22 protein-coding genes and 1 riboswitch are annotated in these 24,430 nt (G+C 71.3%); of the genes, 3 read left to right on the top strand and 19 right to left on the bottom strand.

Annotated features, from left to right (window positions below; translation table 11 throughout):
* Positions 1 to 5: 5 nt before the first annotated feature.
* From paaB to K4B79_RS30620, 7 genes are all read right to left on the bottom strand, one after another.
* On the bottom strand, positions 6 to 299 hold the full coding sequence (paaB, locus tag K4B79_RS30650; RefSeq protein ID WP_232030435.1) for a 1,2-phenylacetyl-CoA epoxidase subunit PaaB: 294 nt from the start codon (positions 297 to 299) through the stop codon (positions 6 to 8).
* Positions 296 to 1,279 (bottom strand): 1,2-phenylacetyl-CoA epoxidase subunit PaaA, encoded by a 984-nt coding sequence (gene paaA, locus K4B79_RS30645; RefSeq protein WP_232030433.1) that lies wholly within the window; start codon positions 1,277 to 1,279, stop codon positions 296 to 298. Before paaA ends, paaB begins: the two co-directional genes overlap by 4 nt.
* 89 nt (positions 1,280 to 1,368) lie before the next feature.
* On the bottom strand, positions 1,369 to 2,049 hold the full coding sequence (locus tag K4B79_RS30640) for an ABC transporter ATP-binding protein (RefSeq protein ID WP_232030431.1): 681 nt from the start codon (positions 2,047 to 2,049) through the stop codon (positions 1,369 to 1,371).
* Positions 2,042 to 3,121, bottom strand: a complete 1,080-nt coding sequence (locus tag K4B79_RS30635; RefSeq protein ID WP_232030429.1) for an ABC transporter ATP-binding protein — start codon at positions 3,119 to 3,121, stop codon at positions 2,042 to 2,044. The genes K4B79_RS30640 and K4B79_RS30635 overlap by 8 nt, the downstream gene beginning before the upstream one ends.
* Complete coding sequence (locus K4B79_RS30630; RefSeq protein ID WP_232030427.1) at positions 3,118 to 3,996, bottom strand: ABC transporter permease; 879 nt, start codon at positions 3,994 to 3,996, stop codon at positions 3,118 to 3,120. The genes K4B79_RS30635 and K4B79_RS30630 overlap by 4 nt, the downstream gene beginning before the upstream one ends.
* Before the next feature lie 5 nt (positions 3,997 to 4,001).
* Positions 4,002 to 4,970 (bottom strand): ABC transporter permease, encoded by a 969-nt coding sequence (locus K4B79_RS30625; protein ID WP_232030541.1) that lies wholly within the window; start codon positions 4,968 to 4,970, stop codon positions 4,002 to 4,004.
* A gap of 20 nt (positions 4,971 to 4,990) precedes the next feature.
* Entirely contained in the window at positions 4,991 to 6,577 is a 1,587-nt protein-coding gene (locus K4B79_RS30620) for an ABC transporter substrate-binding protein (RefSeq protein ID WP_232030425.1), read from the bottom strand.
* A gap of 85 nt (positions 6,578 to 6,662) precedes the next feature.
* Positions 6,663 to 6,885, top strand: a riboswitch (cobalamin riboswitch).
* A gap of 153 nt (positions 6,886 to 7,038) precedes the next feature.
* On the opposite strand from K4B79_RS30620, the gene metE reads away from it, so the two are divergent.
* The gene (gene metE / locus K4B79_RS30615) at positions 7,039 to 9,363 is read left to right on the top strand and encodes a 5-methyltetrahydropteroyltriglutamate--homocysteine S-methyltransferase (protein ID WP_232030424.1); all 2,325 of its coding nucleotides are present in this window, start codon (positions 7,039 to 7,041) and stop codon (positions 9,361 to 9,363) included.
* A gap of 44 nt (positions 9,364 to 9,407) precedes the next feature.
* On the opposite strand, the gene urtE is transcribed toward metE, so the two are convergent.
* The 5 genes from urtE to urtA all read right to left on the bottom strand — a co-directional run bounded on the left by urtE (position 9,408) and on the right by urtA (position 14,230).
* Positions 9,408 to 10,100 carry an urea ABC transporter ATP-binding subunit UrtE gene (urtE, locus tag K4B79_RS30610; protein WP_232030539.1) on the bottom strand — a complete coding sequence of 231 codons (693 nt, stop codon included), beginning with the start codon at positions 10,098 to 10,100 and terminating at the stop codon, positions 9,408 to 9,410.
* 5 nt (positions 10,101 to 10,105) lie between these two features.
* Positions 10,106 to 10,885, bottom strand: a complete 780-nt coding sequence (urtD, locus tag K4B79_RS30605) for an urea ABC transporter ATP-binding protein UrtD (protein ID WP_232030423.1) — start codon at positions 10,883 to 10,885, stop codon at positions 10,106 to 10,108.
* Complete coding sequence (gene urtC / locus K4B79_RS30600; RefSeq protein WP_232030422.1) at positions 10,882 to 12,003, bottom strand: urea ABC transporter permease subunit UrtC; 1,122 nt, start codon at positions 12,001 to 12,003, stop codon at positions 10,882 to 10,884. The genes urtD and urtC overlap by 4 nt, the downstream gene beginning before the upstream one ends.
* Positions 12,000 to 12,887 carry an urea ABC transporter permease subunit UrtB gene (gene urtB / locus K4B79_RS30595; RefSeq protein WP_232030421.1) on the bottom strand — a complete coding sequence of 296 codons (888 nt, stop codon included), beginning with the start codon at positions 12,885 to 12,887 and terminating at the stop codon, positions 12,000 to 12,002. The genes urtC and urtB overlap by 4 nt, the downstream gene beginning before the upstream one ends.
* Before the next feature lie 89 nt (positions 12,888 to 12,976).
* Positions 12,977 to 14,230 (bottom strand): urea ABC transporter substrate-binding protein, encoded by a 1,254-nt coding sequence (gene urtA / locus K4B79_RS30590; RefSeq protein WP_232030420.1) that lies wholly within the window; start codon positions 14,228 to 14,230, stop codon positions 12,977 to 12,979.
* A gap of 312 nt (positions 14,231 to 14,542) precedes the next feature.
* Here urtA and K4B79_RS30585 point away from each other — a divergent pair, with 312 nt between their 5' ends.
* Entirely contained in the window at positions 14,543 to 15,034 is a 492-nt protein-coding gene (locus K4B79_RS30585; protein WP_232030419.1) for a MarR family winged helix-turn-helix transcriptional regulator, read from the top strand.
* On the opposite strand, the gene K4B79_RS30580 is transcribed toward K4B79_RS30585, so the two are convergent.
* Positions 14,991 to 16,109 (bottom strand): substrate-binding domain-containing protein, encoded by a 1,119-nt coding sequence (locus tag K4B79_RS30580; RefSeq protein ID WP_232030418.1) that lies wholly within the window; start codon positions 16,107 to 16,109, stop codon positions 14,991 to 14,993. The two genes, K4B79_RS30585 and K4B79_RS30580, sit on opposite strands and share 44 nt — an antisense overlap.
* 185 nt (positions 16,110 to 16,294) lie before the next feature.
* On the opposite strand from K4B79_RS30580, the gene K4B79_RS30575 reads away from it, so the two are divergent.
* Positions 16,295 to 17,032 carry a GntR family transcriptional regulator gene (locus tag K4B79_RS30575; protein WP_232030416.1) on the top strand — a complete coding sequence of 246 codons (738 nt, stop codon included), beginning with the start codon at positions 16,295 to 16,297 and terminating at the stop codon, positions 17,030 to 17,032.
* An 18-nt stretch (positions 17,033 to 17,050) separates the two neighbouring features.
* Here K4B79_RS30575 and K4B79_RS30570 read toward each other — a convergent pair whose 3' ends face one another.
* The 6 genes from K4B79_RS30570 to K4B79_RS30545 all read right to left on the bottom strand — a co-directional run bounded on the left by K4B79_RS30570 (position 17,051) and on the right by K4B79_RS30545 (position 24,429).
* Positions 17,051 to 17,530: a hypothetical protein gene (locus K4B79_RS30570; RefSeq protein ID WP_232030414.1), complete on the bottom strand. Its 480-nt coding sequence runs from the start codon at positions 17,528 to 17,530 to the stop codon at positions 17,051 to 17,053.
* 116 nt (positions 17,531 to 17,646) lie between these two features.
* The gene (locus K4B79_RS30565; protein ID WP_232030412.1) at positions 17,647 to 20,118 is read right to left on the bottom strand and encodes a CBM35 domain-containing protein; all 2,472 of its coding nucleotides are present in this window, start codon (positions 20,116 to 20,118) and stop codon (positions 17,647 to 17,649) included.
* An 82-nt stretch (positions 20,119 to 20,200) separates the two neighbouring features.
* Positions 20,201 to 21,025: a carbohydrate ABC transporter permease gene (locus K4B79_RS30560; RefSeq protein WP_232030410.1), complete on the bottom strand. Its 825-nt coding sequence runs from the start codon at positions 21,023 to 21,025 to the stop codon at positions 20,201 to 20,203.
* Positions 21,022 to 21,942 (bottom strand): carbohydrate ABC transporter permease, encoded by a 921-nt coding sequence (locus K4B79_RS30555; RefSeq protein ID WP_232030409.1) that lies wholly within the window; start codon positions 21,940 to 21,942, stop codon positions 21,022 to 21,024. Before K4B79_RS30555 ends, K4B79_RS30560 begins: the two co-directional genes overlap by 4 nt.
* A 2-nt stretch (positions 21,943 to 21,944) precedes the next feature.
* Positions 21,945 to 23,267: an ABC transporter substrate-binding protein gene (locus tag K4B79_RS30550; protein ID WP_232030407.1), complete on the bottom strand. Its 1,323-nt coding sequence runs from the start codon at positions 23,265 to 23,267 to the stop codon at positions 21,945 to 21,947.
* Between the two features lie 130 nt (positions 23,268 to 23,397).
* Positions 23,398 to 24,429, bottom strand: a complete 1,032-nt coding sequence (locus tag K4B79_RS30545) for a LacI family DNA-binding transcriptional regulator (RefSeq protein ID WP_232030405.1) — start codon at positions 24,427 to 24,429, stop codon at positions 23,398 to 23,400.
* Position 24,430 lies beyond the last annotated feature (1 nt).

Below are 24,430 nucleotides of genomic sequence, written 5' to 3'. Positions count from 1 at the left end.
TCTCCTCAGATGTGCGGGACGTCGTCCGGGATGTCGTAGAAGGTGGGATGGCGGTACACCTTGTCGGCGCTGGGGGCGAAGAAGGGATCCTTCTCGTCCCGGGTGGAGGCGGCGATGTGCTCCGAGCGCACCACCCAGATGCTCACGCCCTCGTTGCGCCGCGTGTACAGGTCGCGGGCGTGGGTGAGGGCCATGGTGTCGTCGGCGGCGTGCAGCGAGCCCACGTGGACGTGGTTCAGGCCGCGCTTGCCGCGCACGAACACCTCGTACAGGGGCCAGTCCTGCTTCCCGGGGCTCATGCCACCGCTCCCTTCCGCGCTCGGGCCGCCTGCTTGGCCGCGTGGGCGGTGGCGGCCTCGCGGACCCAGCCGCCGTTCTCGTGGGCGGTGCGCCGCCGTTCCATCCGCTGGTCGTTGCACGGGCCGTGACCCTTGATGACGCGCAGCAGTTCGTCCCAGTCGGGGGTGCCGAAGTCGTGCCGGCCGCGCTCGGCGTTCCAGCGCAGCTCGGGGTCGGGGAGGGTGACGCCGAGCTTCTCGGCCTGGGGGACGGTCATGTCGACGAAGCGTTGGCGCAGTTCGTCGTTGGAGTGCCGCTTGATCTTCCAGGCCATGGACTGCGCGGAGTTGGGCGAGGCGTCGTCGGGCGGGCCGAACATCATCAGGGACGGCCACCACCAGCGGTTCACGGCGTCCTGGACCATCGCGCGCTGGGCCTCGGTGCCGCGCATCATCGTCATCAGCAGTTCGTAGCCCTGCCGTTGGTGGAAGGACTCCTCCTTGCAGATCCGCACCATCGCGCGCGCGTACGGCCCGTAGGAGCTGCGGCACAGCGGTACCTGGTTGCAGATCGCGGCGCCGTCCACGAACCAGCCGATCACTCCGACGTCGGCGAAGGAGAGGGTCGGGTAATTGAAGATCGAGGAGTACTTCTGGCGGCCCTCGATCAGCCGCTCGGTGAGGTCCGCGCGGTCGGCGCCGAGGGTCTCGGCCGCCGAGTACAGGTAGAGGCCGTGCCCGGCCTCGTCCTGGACCTTGGCGAACAGGATGGCCTTGCGGCGCAGCGAGGGCGCGCGAGTGATCCACTCGCCCTCGGGCTGCATGCCGATGATCTCCGAGTGCGCGTGCTGGGCGATCTGCCGCACCAGGGTCTTGCGGTAGCCCTCCGGCATCCAGTCGCGCGGCTCGATCCGCTGGTCACGCGCGATCGTCGCGTCGAAGTGCTCCTGAAGCCCCTGCTCGGACGGCGCCCCGGCCTCGGCGGAGTGTGTCGTGGTCATCGATACCAGCTTCCCAACCGACCATTCGTTCGGTACCAGTGTGACGTGTTTCCCCGGGCCCGGCAAGACCCGGGGAAACGAAGCCGGAATCACACCCGCGGGTTCGGGCCCCCGGCCCGTGCGATGTCGTCCCAGTGGACCGTGCGGTCGCACCAGCGCCGCAGCAGGGTGCGGTCGTGCCCGACGGCGAGCAGTCCCGCGCCGGTGGACCGGCGGTAGTCCTCCACGACCGCGACCAGCGCGGCGGCGGTGGAGGCGTCGAGCATGGAGGTCATCTCGTCGCAGACCAGCAGGCGCGGGCGCAGCACGAGGGCGCGGGCCAGACAGGCGCGCTGGAGCTGGCCGTCACTGACCTCGTGGGGGCGGCGGCCGAGCAGGTCGGGGGTCAGACCGACGGTCGCGGCGAGTTCGGCGACCCGGTCGGGAGCCTCCTCGCGGCGGCCGGTGGCGCGCAGGGGTTCGGCGATCAGGTCGTCCAGGCGCAGCCGGGGGTCGGCGGACAGGCGGGGCTGCTGGAAGACGACCCCGAAGGCGGTGCGCACCTCCCGTGGTGCGCGGTGGCGCCAGTGCCGTACGGGTGCGCCGTCCAGGAGCAGCGTGCCGGAGTCGGGGCGGTGCAGCAGGGCGGCGACCCGGGCGAGGGTGGACTTCCCGCACCCGCTGGGGCCGAGGAGACCGACGGCCTCGCCGGGCTCCACGGTCAGGGAGACGTCCCGCACCACGGGGGTGCGGCGGTCGTAGCCGGCGGTGATGGCGCGCAGTTCAAGCACGGATGTCCTCCGGCATGTGCGGGTGGTGACAGGCGACGGCGGCTGCCGGGGGCGGTGCGGCGCCGGTCCTGAGCGCTTCGGCGGCGGTCGGGAGGCCCCCGCCCGTCGTCACCGGCGCCGTGGCGCAGGCAGCCGCGGCCGTCAGCTCCGGCACCGCCCCGCAGGCGTCCGTGGCCCACGCGCAACGGGCCGCGAACGCGCAGCCGTCGGGCAGGGCGCCGAGTTCGGGGGGCATGCCGGGGATGGGAGTGAAGGCGCGGTCGGGGAGGGCCTGCAGAAGGCCGCGGCTGTAGGGGTGGCGGGGGCCGGGCGAGCCGAAGAAGGTGTCGGCGTCGGTGAGTTCCACGATGCGCCCGGCGTACATGACGGCGATCCGGTCGGCGATGCGCTCGGCGGCCTCCAGGTCATGCGTGATCATCAGCAGGGCCCGGCCGGGCGCGCCGGTGCCGTCGGGGGCGTCGACGTGCCGGCGGAGTTCCTCGACCGTGCGGTCCACCAGGTCGCGGTCGAGCCCGGTGGTCGGTTCGTCGGCGACCAGCAGCGAGGCGTCGCCGACGAGGGCGAGGGCGGTGGCGGCGCGCTGGGCGAGGCCGCCGGAGAGTTCGTGCGGATGGCGGTCGAGGTGGTCCTCGGGGAACGCGGCGCGTGCCGCCGCCGCCCGGGTGGCCGTGTCCAGGGCGTCCCGGCCCCGGACACCGGTGAGTGCGGCCACCGTCTCGGCCAGCTGGGCGCGGACGGTACGGACGGGGGTGAGGTGGGCCGCCGGGCTCTGCGGGACGAGGCCGATCCGGCGGCCCCGTACGGTCCGGGCGAGGGTGCGTTCGTCGGCGGTGAGCAGGTCGAGATCGCCGAGGCGGGCCTCGCCGGCCGTCTGCGCGTTGGCGGGGAGCAGGCCGAGGAGAGCGGAGGCGAGCACGGACTTGCCGCAGCCGCTCTCGCCGATCAGGGCCAGGCACTCGCCGGCCGCCACGTCGAAGTGGGCATCGGTGACGGCGGCGACAACGCGCCCGCCCGGCATCCGGAACCGCACCGACAGTCCGCGTACGGACAGCACCACGGGTCGCTGGGTCACAGCATCAGCTCCGATCGGCGGCGGGGGTTGATCCGTTCCCGCCAAGCACCGGCGAGTCCGGCGAGGGCGAGGGTCGGGATGATGATGAACAGGCCGGGGAAGAGCGTCGGCCACCACTGACCGGCGAGGAGCGAGCCGCGCGCGCTCTGGATGAGGGTGCCGAGGCTCGCCGTGTGCGCGGGCAGTCCGAGTCCGAGGAAGGACAGGGCGGACTCGTGCCACATGGCGTGCGGCACCATGAGTACGGCGGCGAGGGCGGCCTGGGGCGCCACAGCGGGCAGCAGGTGCCGTACCGTCACGCGCCACCGGGAGGCGCCCCCGGAGACGGCCGCGTCGATGTAGGGGCGGGCGCGCAGGGAGAGCACCTCGGCGCGGACGATCCGGGCCGTGGACAGCCAGTGGGTGAGCGCCACCGAGACCACCACCGGCCAGACGCCGGGGCGGAACATGGCGACGACGAAGATGCCGAGCAGCAGGTGGGGCACGGACGAGAAGGTGTCGACGAGCCGCATGACGGCCCGGTCCGCCCAGCCGCCCAGGGCGCCGGCGAGGGCTCCCACGGCGGTCCCGACGATCGTGGCGGTCAGGGCCGCGGCCACGCCCACGAGCAGGGAGACCCGCAGGCCGTAGACGCAGCGCAGCAGCAGGTCGCGGCCGACGTCGTCGGTACCGAACGGGTGCTCCCAGGACGGTGGTTGTAGCTTCGCGGCCAGGTCGACGGCCTGCTGGTCGAGCTGGACGATCGGCGGCACGAGCAGGACCGCGAGGACGGTCAGGGCGACCAGCGCGCCGGAGGTGCGCACCCGCAGGGTGCGGGTGGAGCGGCGCCGGGTGCCGTGGGAGCGCCAGGTTCTCTCGATCGCCGCCTCAGCCATGGGAGTCACATGTCATTGAGCTTCACCCTCGGGTCGAAGAGTCCGTAGAGCAGGTCCGCGAGCAGGTTGCCGACCAGGACAGCGGCGGTGGCCAGCACGGTCAGGGCGGCCAGCAGCGGGAAGTCGACGGCGGTGGCCGCCTCGACGGTGGCGGCGGCGATGCCCGGCCAGCTGAAGACGCTCTCCACCAGCAGGGCGCCGGTGATGAGTTCGGGCACGCGGGAGCCGATCAGGGTGAGCACGGGCAGCAGTCCGGAGCGCAGGGCGTGGCCGAGCAGGACGGTGCGTTCGCTCAGGCCGCGGGCGCGGGCGCCGCGCACGGGGTCCTCGGCGAGGGCGTCGCCGACGCCCTGACGGACGTAGAGCGTGAACCAGGGCAGCTGGGAGACGGCGAGCACGCCGGCGGGCAGCACGATATGGCTCGCGACCTGTCCTGCGGTGACCTGTTCGCTGGCGGTGTCGGTCAGGCCGCCCGCCGGGAGCACGCCCCACTGGAGGGCGAAGAGCCAGATGGCGAGCAGCGCGATCCAGAAGACCGGCGCGGCCTCCAGCGTGTAGGCGAGGGAGGTGACGGTCCGGTCGAGCCAGGAGCCGGGGCGGCGGGCGGCGAGCACCCCGAGCAGGGTGCCGGTCACGACCGCCACGGCGAACGCGACGGCGCACAACAGGGTGGACCAGACGAGCCGTTCGCCGATCACCTGGGCCACCGGCTGGCGCAGCACGCTCGACTCGCCGAGGTCGCCGGTGACCGCTGCGGTCAGCCAGTCCCACCAGTGCGCGACGACGGGCCGGTCCACGCCGAGGTTGGCGCGCAGCCGGTCCAGGGTCTCCTGGTCGGCGCCGAGCGCGGCGGTGCCGGCGTACGCCTTGACGGGGTCGAAGGGGGAGGCCGCGGCGATCGCGAACACGCCGAAGGTGACGACGAGCAGGACGGGGACGGCGAAGAGGGCTCGCCGTCCCGCCAGGCGGGCCATCGCTCCCCAGGGGAGTGAGCTCATGCCGTCGGCTGCCAGTCCTCGATGTTCCACCAGGGGCCGCTGGCGAAGCCGTGCTCGTGCGGCTCGACCTGGGTGGTCAGTCCGTCCCAGCGGTCGGCGAGGACGTACAGGTGGTCGATGTGGGTGAGGAAGGTGTAGCCGGGGTCCTCGACGAGTGCGCGCTGGAGCCTGTCGTACGCCGCCTTGCGGGTGGCCGGGTCCTGGGCGCGGCGGCCGGTGTCGAGGGCCCGGTCCACGGCCGGGTTGTCGTAGCGGCCCATGTTGTTGAAGCCGTTACCGGCGAGGGAGGAGTGCAGCATGGTGTAGAGGCCGAAGTCGGGGTCGCCGGTGCTGCCGAAGCCCGCGAGCACCGCGGTGTCCTTCATGCGCGGCTCGATGACCTCCCAGGTGGCGGACTCGGCCTGGACGTCGATGCCGGCCTTCTTGGCGTCGGAGGCGTAGGCGAGGGCGTGCTCCTGGCGGACCTTGTCGCCCGACGGGTAGAGCAGGGTGAAGGCGGCCCGGGTGCCGTTCCTGGCGCGGACGCCGTCCGCTCCGGGCTTCCAGCCGGCCTGGTCCAGCAGGCGCTTGGCCTGGTCGAGGTCCCGGTCGCGTTCGATGCCCTTCGCGAACCAGGGGTCGTCGCTCGGCAGGGGCCCGTACGCGGGGCGTCCCGCGCCGTCGAGGATCGTGTCGACCATGGCCTCGCGGTCCACGGCGGCGTCGAGGGCCCGGCGGATCGCACGGTCGCCGGTGACCTTGCCGGCCGTGGGGAGGGTGACGGTGCGGTAGTCGTAGGACGTGGCCCGGTACGTCCGCCTGTCAGCGTCGTCCTTGAAGGTGGCGGCCAGGTTGGGCGGGAGGATCGCGCCGTCGAGGTCGCCGGAGCGCAGCCGGGTGGCGCGCACGTCGTCGTCCTCCACGATCGCCATGGTGAACTTCTTCACCTTCGGGGCGCCGCCCCAGTAGCGCGGGTTGGCCTTGAAGGTGAGCTTCTCGCCCTTGCTCCAGCCGGCCAGGACGTACGGTCCGGTGCCGACCGGCTTCGTGTTGAAAGCTCCTGTGTTGGGGTCCTGCTTGCCCGCGATGTGCTCGGGCACGATGGGCAGGACGGTGCGTCCGGCGAAGGCCGCGTAGGGGTACTTGAGCGTGAAGACGACCTTGTCGTCGCCGTCGGCGCGGACCTCCTTGACGGCGTCCAGCTCGCTCCTGGCGGCGTTGTTGGTCTTCTCGTCCAGGACGGTCCGGTAGGTGAAGACCACGTCGGCGGCGGTCAGGGGCTCGCCGTCGCTGAAGGTGACGCCCTCGCGCAGGGTGTAGGTGTAGCTGCGGCCGCCGTCGCGGACCTCGGGCAGCGCCTTGGCCAGCGCGGGTCTGAGCTTCAGGTCGGCGTCCCGGGCCAGCAGTCCGTCGAAGATCTTGGAGTTGCCGTCCTTGCCGTAGCCGAGCAGCGGGTTGAGCGTGTCCGGTTCGGAGGCCACCCCGATCACGACCGAGTCGGCGGCCCCTCCCCCGCTGCCACCCCCGCCGGGTGCCGAGCAGGCGACGGCCCCCGTGACCATCACCGCCACGACGGCGGCTCCTCGTATCCGGCTCGTCCCCATCGGCCTCACACCCTTACTGCGCTCGTTCCGTTGTTGCATATTAATTGCAGGTAAGAGGGGTGGAGGACAAGGCGGCCCCGGCTGTATAGGCTGGCCGCGCAGCTGGTTCGCCCTGCCTGCCAGGCAGGCGCGTCGCAAGAGGGAACCCGGTGGGAATCCGGGACTGCCCCGCAGCGGTGAGCGGGAACGACCGCCGTCATACGCACTGGATCCGGTCAGCGGATCCGGGAAGCGACGGCCAGTAGGTGCCTCGTGGGACACGAGGCGGGCCCGCGAGTCCGAAGACCTGCCACTGCCCGTGTACGACCGGCTCGTGCGCGGAGATCCCGGTGACCCCGAGGGCGGGTCGACGCGGACACGGGCGGGCACGGTCTACATGCGTCCGCCCGGTCGGCCGTTTCCTTCGCCTCTCCCCCGTCACCCGGGTCGTTCGACGTGAACAGCTCGCGAAGGAGAGTTCCGTGACAGCGAAGTCCGCAGCCGCGGCAGCACGGTCCACCGTGTACGGCCATCCCCGCCAGGGCCCGGACCGGGAACTGAAGAAGGCGGTCGAGGGCTACTGGAAGGGCCGCGTCGACGCCGACGGCCTCCACCGGACGGCGGCCGCCCTACGCCGGTCCGCCTGGCGGCAGTTGGCCGACGCCGGCCTGGACGAGGTGCCGACCGGCAACTTCTCGTACTACGACCACGTCCTGGACACCACCGTCATGGTGGGCGCGATCCCCGCCCGGCACCGTGCCGCCGTCGAGGGGGACGCGCTGGACGGCTACTTCGCCATGGCCCGCGGCACGCAGGAGGTGGCGCCGCTGGAGATGACGAAGTGGTTCGACACCAACTACCACTACCTGGTGCCCGAGTTGGGGCCCGACACCGTGTTCGCCGCCGACTCGGCCAAGCAGGTCGGCGAGTTGCGGGAGGCCCTCGCGCTGGGGCTCACCGCGCGGCCCGTCCTGGTCGGCCCGGTCACCTATCTGCTGCTGGCCAAGCCCGCACCCGGTGTCGCGGCCGACTTCGACCCGCTGACCCTGCTGGACCGGCTGCTGCCCGTCTACGCCGAGGTGCTCGCGGACCTGCGCGCCGCCGGAGCCGCCTGGGTCCAGCTGGACGAGCCCGCCCTCGTCCAGGACCGCTCCCCGGCCGACCTGAACGCCGCCGCCCGCGCCTACCGTGAGCTCGGCGCGCTCACCGACCGGCCGAAGCTGCTGGTGGCCTCCTACTTCGACCGGCTCGGCGAGGCCCTGCCCGTGCTGGCCAAGGCGCCGGTCGACGGGCTCGCGCTGGACTTCACCGGTCCGGCCGCCGCGAACCTGGACGGCCTCGCGGCGGTCGGCGGCCTGCCCGGGAAGCGCCTGGTCGCGGGGGTGGTCGACGGCCGCAACGTCTGGATCAACGACCTGGAGCGGTCCCTGTCCGTCCTGGGTACCCTGCTCGGCCTCGCCGACCGGGTCGACGTGGCCGCCTCCTGCTCCCTGCTGCACGTCCCGCTCGACGCCTCCGCCGAGCCGGACATCCCGCCGCAGATCGCACGCTGGCTCGCCTTCGCCCGGCAGAAGACGGACGAGATCGTCACCCTGGGGCGCGGCCTGACCCACGGCACCCACACGATCGCCGCCCAACTGGCCGCCAACCGGGCCGACCTGGCCTCCCGCGCCCGCTCCCCCATCACCCGCGACCCCGCCGTCCGCTCCCGCACGAGCGCGGTCACCGAGGCCGACACCCGGCGCGCGCAACCCTACGCCGAGCGGGTCACGGCCCAGCGCGCCCGCCTCCGCCTGCCCGTGCTGCCGACCACCACCATCGGCTCGTTCCCGCAGACCGGCGAACTGCGCACCGCCCGCGCCGACTTGAGGGCCGGGCGGATCGGTGCCGCCGAGTACGAGCGGCGCATCGAGGCCGAGGTCCGCGAGGTGATCGCCTTCCAGGAGAAGGCCGGCATCGACGTCCTGGTGCACGGCGAGCCCGAACGCAACGACATGGTCCAGTACTTCGCCGAGCGGCTCACCGGCTACCTCGCCACCCGGCACGGCTGGGTGCAGTCCTACGGCACCCGTTACGTCCGGCCGCCGATCCTGGCCGGCGACATCTCCCGCCCGGAACCGATGACGGTGCGCTGGACGACGTACGCCCAGTCGCTGACCGCGCGCCCGGTCAAGGGCATGCTCACCGGTCCGGTCACCATGCTGGCCTGGTCCTTCGTCCGGGACGACCAGCCGCTCGCCGAGACAGCCCGGCAGGTCGCGCTCGCCCTGCGCGAGGAGGTGAACGACCTGGAGGCGGCCGGGACTTCGGTCATCCAGGTCGACGAGCCCGCGCTGCGCGAGACCCTGCCGCTGCGAACCGCCGACCGGCCGGATTACCTGGCGTGGGCGACGGAGGCCTTCCGGCTGACCACCGGCGGGGTGCGCTCCGGCACCCAGATCCACACCCACATGTGCTACGCCGAGTTCGGTGACATCGTCCGGGCGATCGACGATCTGGACGCCGATGTCATCAGCCTGGAGGCGGCCCGCTCCCACATGCAGGTCGCCCGCGAACTGGCCGAGCACGGCTACCCGAGGGAGGCGGGACCCGGTGTCTACGACATCCACTCCCCGCGTGTGCCCAGCACCGCCGAGGCGGCGGCCCTGCTCCGCAAGGGACTTGAGGCGATCCCGGCCGAACGGCTGTGGGTGAATCCCGACTGCGGCCTGAAGACCCGCGGCTGGCCCGAGGTGCGCGCCTCACTGGAGCACCTGGTGGCGGCGGCCCGTGAGGTCCGCGACGACCTCGCCGGGGACGGCTCCTGAAATGGGGCCGGGCCGATGGGGACACTCCCATCGGCCCGGCCTTCTCACACGCTGAGCGCGGCCCGTACGGTCTGCTCGGCGCCCGTGCCTCCCTCGCCCGAGGAGGTCACGCGCCCGGCCTCCAGCACGTAGTACCGCTGGGCGGCGCGCATGGCGAAGCCGACGTGCTGTTCCACCAGCAGGACGGACAGGCCGCCCCGCCGGGTCAGGGCGAGGATCGTCTCCTCGATCTCGGCGACGACGGAGGGCTGGATGCCCTCGGTCGGCTCGTCGAGGAGGAGGAGTCTGGGGCGGGTGATCAGCGCGCGGGCGATGGCGAGTTGCTGGCGCTGGCCGCCGGAGAGCAGGCCCGCGCGCCGGCCGGACAGTTCCCGCAGGACCGGGAAGAGGTCCAGGGCCTCCGCCACGGCCTCCTTGCCCTCGGGGCGGCCGTCCGCGACGAGTTGGAGGTTCTCGGCGGTGGTCAGGTGGGGGAAGGACTGCTGTCCTTGGGGGACGTAGGCCATGCCCCGGGCCACGCGCTGGTTCGGGGCGAGGTGGGTGATGTCCTCGCCGTCCAGCAGGACGGAGCCGCTCCTCGGCTTCAGCAGGCCCATGGCCGCGCGCAGCAGGGTGCTCTTGCCGGCGCCGTTGTGCCCCAGGACGGTCGCGACGCCGTCCTTCGGGACGGTGACGGTCACGCCGTGCAGCACGGTGGTGCGGTCGTAGCCGGCCTGGACGGAGTTGATCTCCAGCATGGGTGTCACGCCTCCTCGGGGACGGGCAGGGAAGCGGCGATCGGCTCGGGTTCCGAGGCGCGCCCGAGGTAGACCTCCTGGACCTTGGCGTCGGCCTGGACCTCGGCGACCGTGCCCTCGCTGAGGACCTGGCCGGCGTGCAGGACGGTGACGCTGCGGGCGAAGGAGCGCATGAAGTCCATGTCGTGCTCGATGACGACGACGGTGTGGTCCTCGCTCACCCGCTGCAACAGCGCGCCGGTGGCCTCGCGTTCGTCGTGACTCATCCCGGCGACCGGCTCGTCGAGCAGCAGCAGTTTCACGTCCTGCACGAGCAGCATGCCGATCTCCAGCCACTGCTTCTGGCCGTGGGCCAGCACGCCCGCCGGCCGGTCGCGCAGGTCGGTCAGACCGGTGGTCTCCAGGGCCTTCGTGACCGCCTCGGGGACGCTTTTGCGGCGCCGCAGCATGGTCAGCGGGCCGCGTCCGGCGCCCGCGGCGATGTCGAGGTTCTGCAGGACGGTCAGCTCCTCGAAGACCGTGGCCGTCTGGAAGGTGCGGCCGATGCCCAGGCGGGCGATGCGGTGCACGGGCCTGCCGAGGAGTTCCTCGTCGCCGAAGCGCACCGAGCCGGTGGCCTTCACCAGGCCGGTGACCGCGTCGACCAGGGTCGTCTTGCCCGCGCCGTTCGGTCCGATGAGGAAGCGCAGGTCGCCGGGGCGGATGTCCAGGTCGACGCCGTCGACGGCCTTGAACCCGTCGAAGGTCACCCGCAGATCGCGGACGGTCAGTCCCTCGCCGCTCATGCTGTCTCTCCCGTGGCAGTCGTACGGTTCCGGGGGCGTCGCCTGCGCAGGACGGCACCGAGGGACGCCAGGCCGCCCGGCAGGAAGCCGACCGCCAGGACGAACAGCAGCCCCTGGAGGTAGGTCCACGCGGCGGGGAAGGCGTCGGAGAGCGTGCTCTGCGCCCAGGCCACGGCGATCGCGCCGAGGACCGCGCCCACCAGCGAGGCCCGGCCGCCGACCGCCGCGCCGATGACGAAGCCGATGGACGGCACGATCCCGATCAGGGCCGGGGAGATGATGCCCACGGCCGGGACGAACAGCGCACCCGCCAGACCCGCCATGCCGGCCGCGACGACGTACGCCACGAGCTTGACGTTGGCCGGGTCGTAGCCGAGGAAGCGCACCCGCTCCTCGGAGTCCCGTACGGCGATGAGGAGTTCGCCGTAGCGGCTGACGAACAGCTGGCGGGCGGCCGCCATCAGCAGGAGCAGCACGGCGGCGATGACGAAGTACACCATCCGCTGGTTCACCGGGTCGTTGAGGTCGTAGCCGAAGAAGCCCTGGATGTCGGTCAGGCCGTTGGTGCCGCCGGTCGTCGCCTGCTGGCCGACCAGCCAGATGGACAGGGCGGCGGCGAGGGCCTGGCTGAGGATCGCGAAGTAGGCGCCCTTGACCCGGCGGCGGAAGACGAGGAAGCCGAGCAGCGCGGCGACCGCCATCGGCAGCAGCACGGTCATGGCGAGCGCGAACAGCGGGTTGGCGAACGGCTGCCACCACCAGGGGAGGGTGTCGCCGGTGCCGTAGAGCTGCATGAAGTCGGGCAGGGTCTGGCCGGTGGCGGCGGCGTCGGCGAGCTTGAGGTGCATGGCCATGGCGTAGCCGCCGAGGCCGAAGAAGACGCCCTGGCCGAGGACCAGCAGGCCGCCGCGGCCCCAGGCGAGGCTCACGCCGACGGCCACGATCGCGTAACACAGGTACTTGGCCAGGAGGTTGAGCCGGAAGTCCGACAGGGCGAGCGGGGCGACGCCCAGGAGGAGGACGGCTCCGAGGAGGAAGGCGCCCGGCACCTTGAAGCGTGCCGGCCGGGACACCGGCGGCGGGGAGACGGGGGCGGGGGTCGTGGTCGTGGTCGTCATGCCAGGCTCCGGGTGCGCAGTGTGTACAGGCCCTGGGGTCGCCACTGGAGGAAGGCGACGATCGCGACGAGCACGACGACCTTGGCGACGCTGACCGTCGTGGAGTACTCCAGCACCGACTGGAGCACGCCGAGCACGAACGCCGTGATCACGCTGCCCTTGAGCTGTCCGATGCCGCCGACGACCACCACGAGGAAGGCGTCGACGATGTAGTTGGTGCCCATGGTGGGGCCGATCGGGCCGACGAGGGTGAGCGCGACGCCGGCCACGCCCGCCAGGCCCGAGCCGATGAAGAACGTCGTCCGGTCGACGCGTCCGGTGGAGATGCCGGACACCTCGGCGAGGTCGCGGTTCTGCACGACGGCCCGGATCCGGCGGCCCAGCGGCGTCAGCCGCAGGACGACCGTGAGGCCGAGCACGCACAGCAGGGCGAGGCCGAGGATGAACAGCCGGTTGTTGGCGAGGGTGATGCCGCCGCCGACGGAGATGTTCTCGGTGAGCAGGTTCGGCGCGGCGGTCTGCACGTTCGGGGCGCCGAAGATGTCCCGGGCCAGTTGCTGGAGCATCAGCGAGACACCCCAGGTGACCAGCAGGGTGTCCAGCGGGCGGGTGTACAGGCGCCGGATGAGGAGCCATTCGAGCAGCACGCCCATGGCTCCGGCGACCAGGAAGGCCACGGGCAGGGCGACCAGCAGGGAGACGCCGGCGCTGCTGATGGACTTCTGGAGCACGTACGTGGTGTAGGCGCCGGCCATGATGAACTCGCCGTGCGCCATGTTGATCACGCCCATCTGACCGAAGGTCAGGGTCAGGCCGAGCGCGATGAGCAGAAGGACGGCACCGATGCTGATGCCGGTGAACGACTGGTTGAGGACGACCGTCATGAAGCGGCTCCGGGTCGGGGACGGGGGTGCGGGCCTGCCACGCGTGGGACCCGGCCTCGTGGTGAGACCGGGTTCCTGCGCGGGGACGCTCAGGAGAGGCCGGAGGCCCAGGAGTAGCCCTTCAGGTACGGGTCCGGCTCGATCGGCTTGCCCGAGTTCCAGACCTCCTCGATGAGGCCGTCCGCGCCGACCTTGCCGATCCGGGCCGTCTTGTAGACGTGCTGGGTGGCGCCGTCGACGGTCACCTTGCCCTCGGGGGCGTCGAGTTCGATGCCGTCGGAGGCCGCCTTGACCTTGGCGACGTCGAAGGAGCCGGCCTTCTCGACCATCTCCTTCCACAGGTACACCGAGATGTAGGCCGCCTCCATCGGGTCGCTGGTCGGCTTGTCCTTGCCGTAGGCGGCCTGATAGGCCTCCACGAACTTCGTGTTGGCCGCGCCGGGAGTGGTCTCGTAGTAGTTCCAGGCGGTCAACTGGCCTTCCAGGTACTGCGTTCCGATGCTCTTGACCTCCTCCTCGGCGATGGAGACCGACAGCACCGGCAGGCTCTTCGCGGTGAGCCCGGAGGACTTGTACTCCTTGAAGAAGGCCACGTTGCTGTCGCCGTTGAGGGTGTTGAACACGGCGTCGGCGCCGGCGTCCTTGACCTTGTTGACGATGGTGCTGAACTCCGTGGAGCCCAGCGGCGCGTAGTCCTCGCCGACCACCGTCATGCCCTGGGCCTTCGCGTACGCCTTGATGATCTTGTTGGCGGTGCGCGGGAAGACGTAGTCGCTGCCCACCAGGTACAGCCGCGTCAGGCCCTGCTTCTTGAGGTAGTCCAGGGCGGGCACGATCTGCTGGTTGGTGGTGGCACCGACGTAGAAGATGTACGGCGACTGCTCCAGGCCCTCGTACTGCACGGGGTAGAACAGCAGCGACTTGTAGCGCTCGAAGACCGGCTTGACGGCCTTGCGGCTGGCCGAGGTCCAGCAGCCGAAGGTGGCCACGACCTTGTCGTCGGTGATCAGGGCCTCGGCCTTCTCGGCGAAGGTCGGCCAGTCGGAGGCGCCGTCCTGGCTGATCGGCTTGAGCTTCTTGCCCAGGACACCGCCGGCGGCGTTGATCTCCTTGACCGCGAGGAGCAGCGCGTTGTGGACGGTCACCTCGCTGATGGCCATCGTGCCCGAGAGCGAGTTCAGCAGACCGACCTTGACGGTGGCTCCGGAGGTGTCGGCCTTGGCGCCGGAGCCGGACGTCGAGGTGCTGCCGGTCTTGGCGCCGCACGCGGTGAGCGCCGCGCCCGCCCCGAGGGCCGATGCGCCCGCCAGAAGACCACGCCTGCTGATACTGAGCCCGGACATGCGGAACCTCCTTGCCCACAAAGGGCGATGTGAAGTGGAGCGGAAGACTCGGGGGGGAGAGCAGAAGAGAGGAGCGAAGAAGAGGGGACGCGCTTCAGGAAGCGTCCACAGCCTGCGAGGGAACTGTTTCCCCTGCGTTTCGGCGCAATTGAAGAATAGTTTCCAGCGGAAGTATTTATTTCCACCGAGGAGAGCGGGCCGTCGCAGGTGAAACGCTGTCACGGGCCTGCAGTCGGGGCACCTTCATTGCTTCCTGGGGAAAGGATCTGTTTTACTGATCCACCAACGCGCGGACGCGAGCTGAGGAGTGCGATGGCGAGGCGGCCCCAGGACCTGCTCCAGCTGCTGACACGGGCCGAGCGGCTGTCCGTACGCCGGGTTCAGTCCGTGCTGGACGAGTTCGGCTGCTCCGTCGAGGCGTGGCGGGTGCTGGACCTGCTCTCCGACGGTCAGGGACACAACATGACGGCCCTCGCCGACCACGCCTTCCTCCCGGCCCCGACCCTGACCAAGCTGATCGACCAACTCGTGGACCAGAACCTCGTCTTCCGCCGCGTCGACCCCGTCGACCGGCGTCGCGTCCTGGCCCACCTCACCCCGCGGGGCCTTGAGCGCTGGCAGCTGCTCACCCGCGAAGTGCGCTCCGACTGGGCCGAGTTGGAGTCCCGGCTCGCCCAGGCCGACGGAGAGCGGCTGGAGCTTGTGCTGCACCGGTTGGCCGACGCGCTGGAGGGCGGAACCGCCACCGGCCGGGGCGGGGTCACAACAGGTCGTGCGGAGCGTCCAGTTGGGCGAGCACGGTGAAGTCGAGACCGTCGGCCTGCGCCAGGTAGATGCGCTGGCGGACATGCCGGCCGTCCAGACCGAGCAGGCCGCGCGGACCCTCGTACGACACACTCCCGGCGGCCGCGCCGATGGCGGACACATCCAGGGTGCGGGCCCGTTCGACGAGGGCCGCGAGCAGCAGCACTCCCTCGTAGCACGACTCGCCCAGGCTGCCGGGGGTGGGCGCGTCCGCTCCGAAGCGGCCGGCGTACTGGCCGTGGAAGTCCATGGTGTTCTGGTCCGCCAGTGAGGCGAAGTACCCGGCCGTGCTGTACAGGTCGGCGGTGGCCTCGGGGCCGCTGCCCAGCAGCATGTTCTCGTCCATCAGGGTGCTCAGTCGCAGGCTGCGCCGGTCGAGTCCGGAGGCGGCGAACGCCCGGTTGAAACGGACCGCGTCGCTGCCCACCAGCAGCATCAGCACGGCGTCCGCGTCCGCCCGCTCGATGCGCCGCAGCACGTCGTGGAAGTCCTCGGCGCCCAGCGGCAGATAGGCCTCGCCGCAGACCCGGCCCCGGCACTCGCGCGCGTAGCGGCGGGCGGCCCGGGCGGTGCGCCGGGGCCAGACGTAGTTGTTCCCGACGACGAACCAACGGCGCACGCCACGGGTCTGAGACAGCAGCCGCATGGCCGGCAACAGCTGCCAGGAGGGTGTCTCGCTGGTCATGAAGACGCCCTCGGTGTGCTCGCCACCCTCGTACAGCGCCGTGTACACGTACGGCACCCGGTGGGCGATCCGCGGGGCCAGCGCCTGCCGGACCGAGGAGATGTGCCAGCCGGTGACCCCCTGCACGGCCCCCGTCGCCACCAGGGCCTCGACGTCCTGGGCGACCTGCTCGGGGTCGCCGCCGCCGTCGACCTCCAGCAGCCGCAGTTCCTTGCCCAGCACTCCCCCGGCCTTGTTGACCTCCTCGGCGGCCAGCCGCGCGCACGCCTCGCAGGTGGGCCCGAAGATCCCTGCGGGCCCCTGCATCGGGTACACGAGCGCGACGTTCAGGGTCGAATCGTCGGCCGTGAACCACTCGGGGGTGGTGAGGCGGAGCTGCGGCCGGTGCATGGGCTCATGATTGCCGGACGGTCCCGGCTGCCCAAGCCGCCTCCGAGATCGAGACCGATTCGTAGGCATGTTCGTGCGCGGCGCCGCACGCCGAGCGGTGTCGTCCGGCAGGGGGGGCACCTCGCAATACGGCGTTCACCACCGGAGGACCTCGCGGAAACACCGGGTTCCTAGCCTGTGCGCCCATGGATTCGGTGCTGTATCCAGGGCGGGACACGGCCGCCGACACGCAGGCGGTCCCGGTCTCGCCCTCGCTGCGTGAGACGGTCTACGCGCAGTTGCGGTCCGCCGTGCTCGACGGGGCGTTCGGACCACGCGACCGGCTCGCCGAACTGCGCCTGGCGGCCCGTTTCGGGGTCTCGCGCACACCGGTGCGCGAGGCGCTGGCCCGGCTGCTGTCGGACGGTCTGGTCGAGCGCGGCGACGGCGGCTTCTTCGTCGCCGTCCCGAGCCTCGCCCAGCTCGGGGACTTCTACGAACTGCGCAACACCCTGGAGTTGCGCGGCATCGCGCGGGCCGTCGAGGATCCCTCCGTACGGCACGATCCGGCGATCGTCGCCGCCGAACTGGACCACTGGTACGCGCTGCGCGACCATCCGCCGGAGCCCGGTCCGCACTTCCTCGGCGAGGACGAGCGGTTCCACACCGAGCTCTCCCGGGCCTGCGGCAACCCGGCGCTCACCGAGGCGCTGGCGACGGCCGCCCGGCGCGTCCGCCAGGTCCGAAGACACGACTTCCTCGGCCCCGACGAGGTGGCGACGGCCGTCTCCGAGCACATCGAGATCCTGGAACTCCTGCGCGACGACCGCCTCGAAGAGGCCCACCGGGCGCTGCACGCCCACCTCGGCGCGTCCCCGAGCGAGGTGCGGGAACACGCCCGCAGGTCCCTGACCAGGATGGCCCTGAACGCGGGCCACCGCTGACCCACGACGGCGGCACGGCTACGACGGGCTCGGCACCGCGCTCGGGCCGATCCCCTGCAGCTGCCGGACGGTCCCGCCGATCCTGGCGCGCAGGGGCTCCAGCAGCTCCGGCTTCGCGCTGACGACCCAGCGCATTCCGACCAGGTACTTCCCGCCGTAGACGCTTGCGGACTCCAGCCAGGTCTCCTTGTACTTCTCCGCGGGGAACGTGGTGATGCGGTAGCCGTCCCTGCCCTTCCGGCACACGCCCTCGCGCAGTTCGTCCGCGTCGACGCGGATCGAGGCCGTGCAGCCGATCAGACCGGCGATGACCTCCACCTTCGCCGGGGCGACGACTCCGGTCGAGGGGGCGCTCGTCGGCCTGGTGTTCACCGACGCCTTGCCCTCGTCGCCGCCACCGCCGCAGGCCGTGGCCAGGGTGAGCGCCGCCAGGCTCGCGGCGAGTGCGATGCCCCGCCTCCGACGGTCGATGTCCGCTCGCTGCCGCTGGTGTGGCACGTACCTCTCCGTATCCGCTGCTGACCTGTCCCCGGGCTGGTGCGGGGCTTCGGCAGGGGGTACGGGTGAACGGCGGCGGCTGTTCACCGCCGCCGTTCACCAGGTGATCCGCTGTGCTACGACCGGCCCAGGACCCGGCCCAGTTCGATGCGGTCGATGTTCGGCGCCCACGCGCTCGGGTTGCCGAAGGTCACGCGGTTGGATCCCTTCTCCAGGTCGACGGGGACGCCGACCGTCCAGTAGTCGTCCCAGCTCCAGGTGTTCTTGAAGGTGACCTTCCGCGGGGCCCCGGTCCCGACCGTGAGGTCCGCCGTGCGGGACATGATGTCCGTGTTGTAGGCGTGGCCGTTGTCGCGCCGGTCGTTGTGCGCGTACTGGACGACCAGCAGGTAGCGGCCGGGCTCCGGCGCGTTCACCGTGAACTCGGCGGTGCTGGACGGGCTGTTGCCGAGCCAGCCGATGTAGGAACCGGCGGAGGCGTACGCGGAGTCGACCAGCTTCGCGCCGCCCGCGAGGGTGGCGGAGACGGCCTCGTAGGACAGCGTGCCCGTGGTGGAGCCGTCGCCCGAGACGTCGAGGGAGCGCACGGCGGCGTGCCCGCCGGTCACCGCGACGCGGTTGTTGCCGGCCACCAGGTACAGCCGCAGCGGACGTCCCGGGGCGGCCGCCACCTTCTCCCCGTGCAGGGCCAGGCTCACGGCCGCCGACGTGCGCGGCACCACCGTGTAGTAGCCGTCGCGCGGGGCGTAGACGTCGAAGACGGCCTTGTCGCCCCGGCGCAGCACGAGCGCGCCCGTGCCGAGTCCGGCCGAGGAGGTGTAGTCGTACGAGGGCCTGCCGCTGATGTCCGCCAGTGTGGCCTCGTACCGCGCGCTCGGCGCGCCGGTGCTGCGGGTCAGGTCGATGCGGTCGAGCGTGACCTCGGTGTTCCCCTTGGCGAGGCTCAGGACGTGGGTGCCCGCGGACAGCTCCACGGTGACGTCCTTCTTGGCGCGGTAGGTCCAGTTCTCCGTGGAGGGGTAGGTCACCGTGACCGGGGTGCCGCCGTCGACGGACAGCTTCTGGGTGGCGGGGGTGCCGGACTGGTTGCCGTAGAGGATCGCCAGGTCGTAGGTGCCGGTCTCGGGCACGGTCACCGTGAAGTCGACCTTGCTGGAGGCCTGGTTGAGGGAGCCGACGTCCTTGGTGCCGGAGGCCGCGTAGCCGTTGGCGTTGCTGACGGTGCCCTGGGTGTAGACCTGGCCGCCGGTGATGGCGGCGTCCTCGGCCTCGTACGACGCCGACCAGGGTATGGCCGGGGCGGTCGGGGTGCCGGTTCCGCCGGGGGTGAGGACGATCCGGTAGGCCGACATCTTGTGCAGGCCGCGCAGCGGCACGGTCACCGTGCCGTCGGCCGCCACCTTCACCTTGGTGCGGGCCAGGACGCGGGGCGTGGCGTGCTGTCCCTCGTAGCCGGACCAGGCGGCCTCGGCGACGGTCGCGGTGACCGTGCGGCCGAAGACGGACCGGGAGACGTTCTGGACGACGACGTCGGAGTCGCCGGCGGAGCCGCCGAGCAGGACCTGGGCCTGGCGGCGCGAGGTGTCGAGGGAGGCGAGTCCCTGGAGGGTGTCGATGGCGTTGGCCTGCGGCGGGGTCACCTTGACGGTATTGCCGGTCAGGCCCGCGTACCAGCGGAAGAACCACCAGCCGCCGTTGGGGATGTTGGAGCGGACGACGTTGCCGTCCATGTTGCCGGCGGCGTCCCAGTAGGCCTGGTTGGCGTACACCTTGTTCCGCTCGAACATCGAGACCCACTGCACGAGTTGCCCGGGCACGGACAGGTCGCGACGGTTGGCGTACTCGTCGATGTTGATCTTCAGCGGGCCTATGCCCAACTCCCGCTCCAGAGCACGGTAGGTGTCGTAGTGGCCCTGGAAGTCGCGCAGCGAGCCGGAGCTCAGCTCGTGCCAGGTCATGATCTGGGGCAGGACGTTCTCGCGCTTGGCGAAGGTGAGGAAGTCCCTGAGCAGGCGCGGGTGGTAGCCGGTCTCGTTGGGGCCGGCGATGCGCGCGTCCGGGTCGATGGCGCGGATCCGCTGGTACACCGTCTTCCAGTGCTGGAGGAACCGGTCGCGCTCGCCCTCGTACTCCGCCTGGGGGCCGTTGAGCTTGTACCAGATGGCGTCGGGCTCGTTGAACGGGATGTAGACGAAGCGGTCGCTGTTGGGGTCGGCCGACACCTCCTTGACGATCTTGTCGACCTTGGGGAGGTAGTCGTCGATGCCGAGATCCTCATACGGCCACTTGGCGTAGACGTCCTGCATCATCACGTTGATCTCGCCGCCGCCGTTCCTGAAGAACGACTTGGAGACGGTGAGGGCGTCGCCGTTGGGGTGCTGGGCACCGCCCTCCGGCTTCTGCGAGATGCTGGTGATCTTCAGGGGTTCCAGGGCGGCGTCACTGGGCACGCCGTCGTCGCTGAGCCCGTACAGCGCGCCGTTGGCGCCGAGCATCACCGGCCCCTCGGAGGCGGCGAGGTCGACGGTGAGGCGCTGCGGTTCCGCGGCGGCTGCCGCGGAACCCGTCGCCGGGAGGGTGGCTGCCATGGCGGCTACTCCAAGTGCGGCTGCTAGCAGGGCGGTTCGGGATCTCGTGCGGGTGGGGGTGATCACGCGGCTGGACCTCCGGTCACTTGACGGCTCCACTGGTGATTCCGGACACGATCTTTCGCTGGCCGACGAGGAAGACGGCGACCATGGGCAGGCTCATCACCACGACGTACGCGAAGACGAGATGCCAGTTGTTGAGGTAGAGCTGGGCGCTGGCGACCTGGTAGAGGTTGAGCGGCAGGGTCGCCCGCTCTCCGCCGCCGAGGACGAAGAACGCGTAGAAGACGTCGCTCCAGGCGTAGAGCATCACCATGATCGTCGCGGTGGCGATCACCGGCCTGAGCAGCGGGAGGACGATCCGCCAGAAGATCCTGTGCGGACTCGCCCCGTCGATCCGGGCGGCCTCCTCCAGCTCCATGGGGATGGCGCGGATGAAGCCGGTCATGAAGAAGATCGACGTGGAGAGGTACATGCCGGTGTACACGGCGATCATTCCGGGGCGGGTGTTGGCCAGGCCCAGCTGCCGCAGCTCCATCACGATGGTGATGACGGCGGGCGGCAGCAGCAGTCCGCTGATGCACAGCGCGTACGCCGCCGAGACCAGCTTGGACTTGCGGCGGGCGAAGACCCAGGCGGCGCCCGCGCCCAGGATCAGCACCAGGATCACCGAAGGCACCACGACGAGCAGTGAGTTGAGGAAGCCGCGCAGCATCTCGCCCTGGCTGACGGCGTCCGCGTAGTTGTCGCCGGGCTGCCAGTGCCGCGGCAGGTCCAGGTTGGGTTCGATGGCCTCGGCCTGCGGCTTGGCCGAGGTGACGGCGACCAGCCACAGCGGGACGCCGACGGCGAGGCCGGCCAGGAGGACGACGAGGGCGGGGCGGCCGTACCGCCAGGTCGCGGTCACAGGGTCTGCTCCCTTCGCCTGAGCCCGACGACCAGCGGGATCGCCACGGCCACCACGACCAGGAAGAGGATCAGGCTCATCGCGGAGGCCTGGGCGTACAGGCCCTGTCCGAAGATCCGGAACATGTAGATGTTGAAGACCTCGGTGGAGGCGGCGGGCCCGCCCGCGGTGGTGGCCTGCACGATGTCGAAGGTGTTCATCGAGCCGATCAGCGCGGTGGTGACGTTGAAGGTGACGGCCGGGGCGAGCATCGGCCAGCGCACCGACCAGAAGGTCCGCCATGGTCCGGCCCCGTCCATCCGCGCGGCTTCCAGCATGTCGCCGGGGATGCCCTTGAGCCCGGCCAGGTAGATCAGCATGGCCAGGCCCATCCACTTCCAGCCGTGGATGAGGGTGACCACGACCAGGGTCCAGGTCGTCGAGCCGAGCCACGGGATGTCCGTGCCCAGCACCGAGTTGACGGCGCCGTCCTGGTCCAGGAGGGCGCGGAAGACGTAGCCCGTGGCCAGGGCCGAGATGAGCACCGGCAGGAAGAAGACGGCGCGGAAGAACCGGTTGAAGCGGCTGTCGTCCTCCAGGAGCAGGGCGAGCACGAGCCCGAAGCCGTTCTGGAAGAGCGCCGCGAGCAGGGCGTACAGCAGGGTCGTGCGGATCGCGCGCAGCAGCGAGCCGTCGTCGGCGATGGTCCTGAAGTTGTCCAGGCCGGTGAAGGCGATGTCCGCGTGGTAGGAGGACCAGTTGGTGAACGGGTAGTAGAAGTTGAGCAGGTTCGGCAGCAGGAAGAAGCCCGCGAAGACGACGACCGCGGGGAGCGCGAACCACCAGGGGTGGTGCACGGCGGCGCGCGGCAGCCGGCCCGCCTTCTTCGGCGGGCCCGCCGCCACCGCGGGCTTGTCACGTACGACTGTGTGAGCCATCGTCAGAATCCGGGCGCGCCCTGGGCCTTGGCCACCTGCGCGAACTGGTCCTGGATGGCCTGGGCGACCTGCTGGGGGCTCTTCTTGCCGTAGATCATGTCGGCGAGGTAGAGGTGGGTGTCCGGGGCGACGATGGCCTTGGCCTGGAAGACGCCGATGGCCTTGGGCAGGGCGGCGACCTGGTTCTTGGAGGTCTGCGGGAGCCCGTCGGGGGTGGGCACGGAGGGCTGCACGGACGGGATCTTCATCGTCTTGATGTAGTCGGCGTAGTCGGGGCCCAGCCAGAAGGCGAGGAACTGGCGGGCCGCGTTCTGCCGCTTGTCGTCACCGGTCCTGAAGGCGACGACGCCGTTGGTCTGGTCGGGCGAGTACAGGCCGGTGGCCGAGGAGTTGGCGACCGGGAACCAGCCGATCTTCTTGTCGATCTCGGCGGTGGAGTACTTGGCCTGCAACTGGGTCTGGAAGGAGGTGACGTTGAGGACCATGCCGGCCTCGCCCTTCCACAGGGCGTCGGCCTGGCCGGTGAAGGTGCCGGTCCGGTAGTTCTTCTGGGCGAGCCCGGCGTCGAGCAGCTTCTCCTTGTACTTCTTGATGGCGCCGACCACGACCGGGTCGGTCCACTTCTTCTTGTTCGCGTTCAGGTCCGCCCACCACTGCGGGTCGAGGTCGGTGAGCTGGACCTGCATCTGCCACTGGAGGGGCCACTGGTCGCCGCCGGCCTCGTAGAAGCCGGCCGCGTCGGTCCTGTCGGTGACGGTCCGGCCGAGGGTCAGCAGGTCGTCGTAGGACTGGGGGAAGTCCTTCTCGCTCAGTCCGGCCTGCCGGAAGACGTCCTTGTTGTAGTAGACGCCGAGCATGGCGGGGCTGGTGACGATCGCCGCGTACCGCTTGCCGTCGATCATGCCGAGCGACTTCTCGGTGGAGCCGAGTTTCGCCTCCCACGGTTCGCCGTCGAGGGTGAGGAGGTTCTGCTTCGGCTGGATGAACGGCAGGGTGGAGATGGAGGGTTGCCAGAACATCAGGTCCGGGCGGTCGCCGGAGGCCAGCTTGGTGGGGACGTTCTGCTCGTAGAGGTCCGGGATCGCCTGGGTCTCCACCTGGGCGCCGGTGGCCTTCTCGAAGGCGTCGATGACCTGCTTGGGCGCGTTGACGGTGTTCTGCGCGGTCCACATGGTCAGCTTCACGCCGTCGAGGCGGGCGGTCGGATTCACCGCCGTCCGCTGCGGGGCGGAGTCGGAGTCCGCGGCGGTGGGGTCGCTGCACGCGGTGGCGGCCAGGCCGAGGGTGCCTATCAGCGCCAGGGCGGGGAGAGCTCTTCTCTTCATCACGCGCCTTTCGAAGCAGGTGGTTCAGGGAGCGGGACTCGCGGCTGCGCTGTTCGTCGGGGGTGTTCGGGCGTGGGGGCGGCTCGGGGGGCGAACCAGTGGTCGAACCGGTGGGCGACGGCACGGGCGGTCAGTCCGGCGGGGGCCCCGAGCTCTCCCGCACCACCAGCTCCGGCACGGACACGGGGTGCGGGGCGATCTGCGCGGACTGCTCCAGGACGCCGTGCAGCAGGGCGAACGCGGAACGTCCGAGGCCGGTGAAGTCCAGGCGTACGGTCGTCAGGGTCGGGGTCAGATAGGCGGAGTGCGGGGCGTCGTCGAACCCGGCCACGCTGACCTCGCCGGGGACGGACCGGCCGGCGTCGTGCAGGGCGCGCAGCACGCCGAGCGCGAGGTCGTCGTTGCCGCACAGGATCGCCGTGACGGCCGGGTCCCGCGCGAGCCGCAGTCCGGCCGCGTGGCCGCCCGCCGGTCCCCAACTGCTCTGCACGGGACGGGGTTCGGGGGCTCCGGCCTCCTTCAGTGCCTGTCGCCAGCCGCTGGTGCGGGCGCTGGTGCGCCGGGTGCTGGAGGGGATGGCGACGTAGTGCACGGTCGCGTGACCGAGGGAGAGCAGATGGCGGGTGGCCTGGTAGGCGGCCTCGCGGTCGTCGGTCCACACCCAGGGGCGGTCGCCGGGGGGCGGGCTCGCCGGGGTCTCGACCACGCCGACGACGGGAAGTTCGGCGGGGACGGCGGCGAGGGCGCCCACACCGGCCGGGTCGTAGGCGATCACGATCAGTCCGCCGCCCGCGTCCGCCGCCCGCCGCACCTCGGCGGTGACGGCGGCCTCGTCGGCCGATTCCAGGACGCCGATCCCGACCGCGTAGGACGCGGCGCGGGCGGCCTCCTCGATGCCCTGGAGGATGGAGGCGTAGCCGTAGTGGGTGGTGTTGGCGGTCAGGACGGTCACGGCCCTGCTGCGCCCGCTGGCCAGGGCGAGCGCGGTCGCGTTGCGCCGGAAGCCCAGCTCGTCGATGGCGGCGAGGACCCGCTCCCGGGTGGCCTGTTTGACGCTGGGATGGCCGTTGATCACCCGGGAGACGGTCTGGTAGGAGACCCCGGCGGCGGTCGCGACGTCCCGGATGCTCGGCGGGCGCCTTGTGTGACCGGTCACATTCATG

It is taken from the genome of Streptomyces lincolnensis, assembly GCF_021173675.1.
In the GTDB taxonomy this organism is placed as follows: domain Bacteria; phylum Actinomycetota; class Actinomycetes; order Streptomycetales; family Streptomycetaceae; genus Streptomyces; species Streptomyces lincolnensis_B.
Note: the sequence above shows the minus strand (reverse complement) of the source record. Positions and strands in the feature narration are given on the sequence as shown.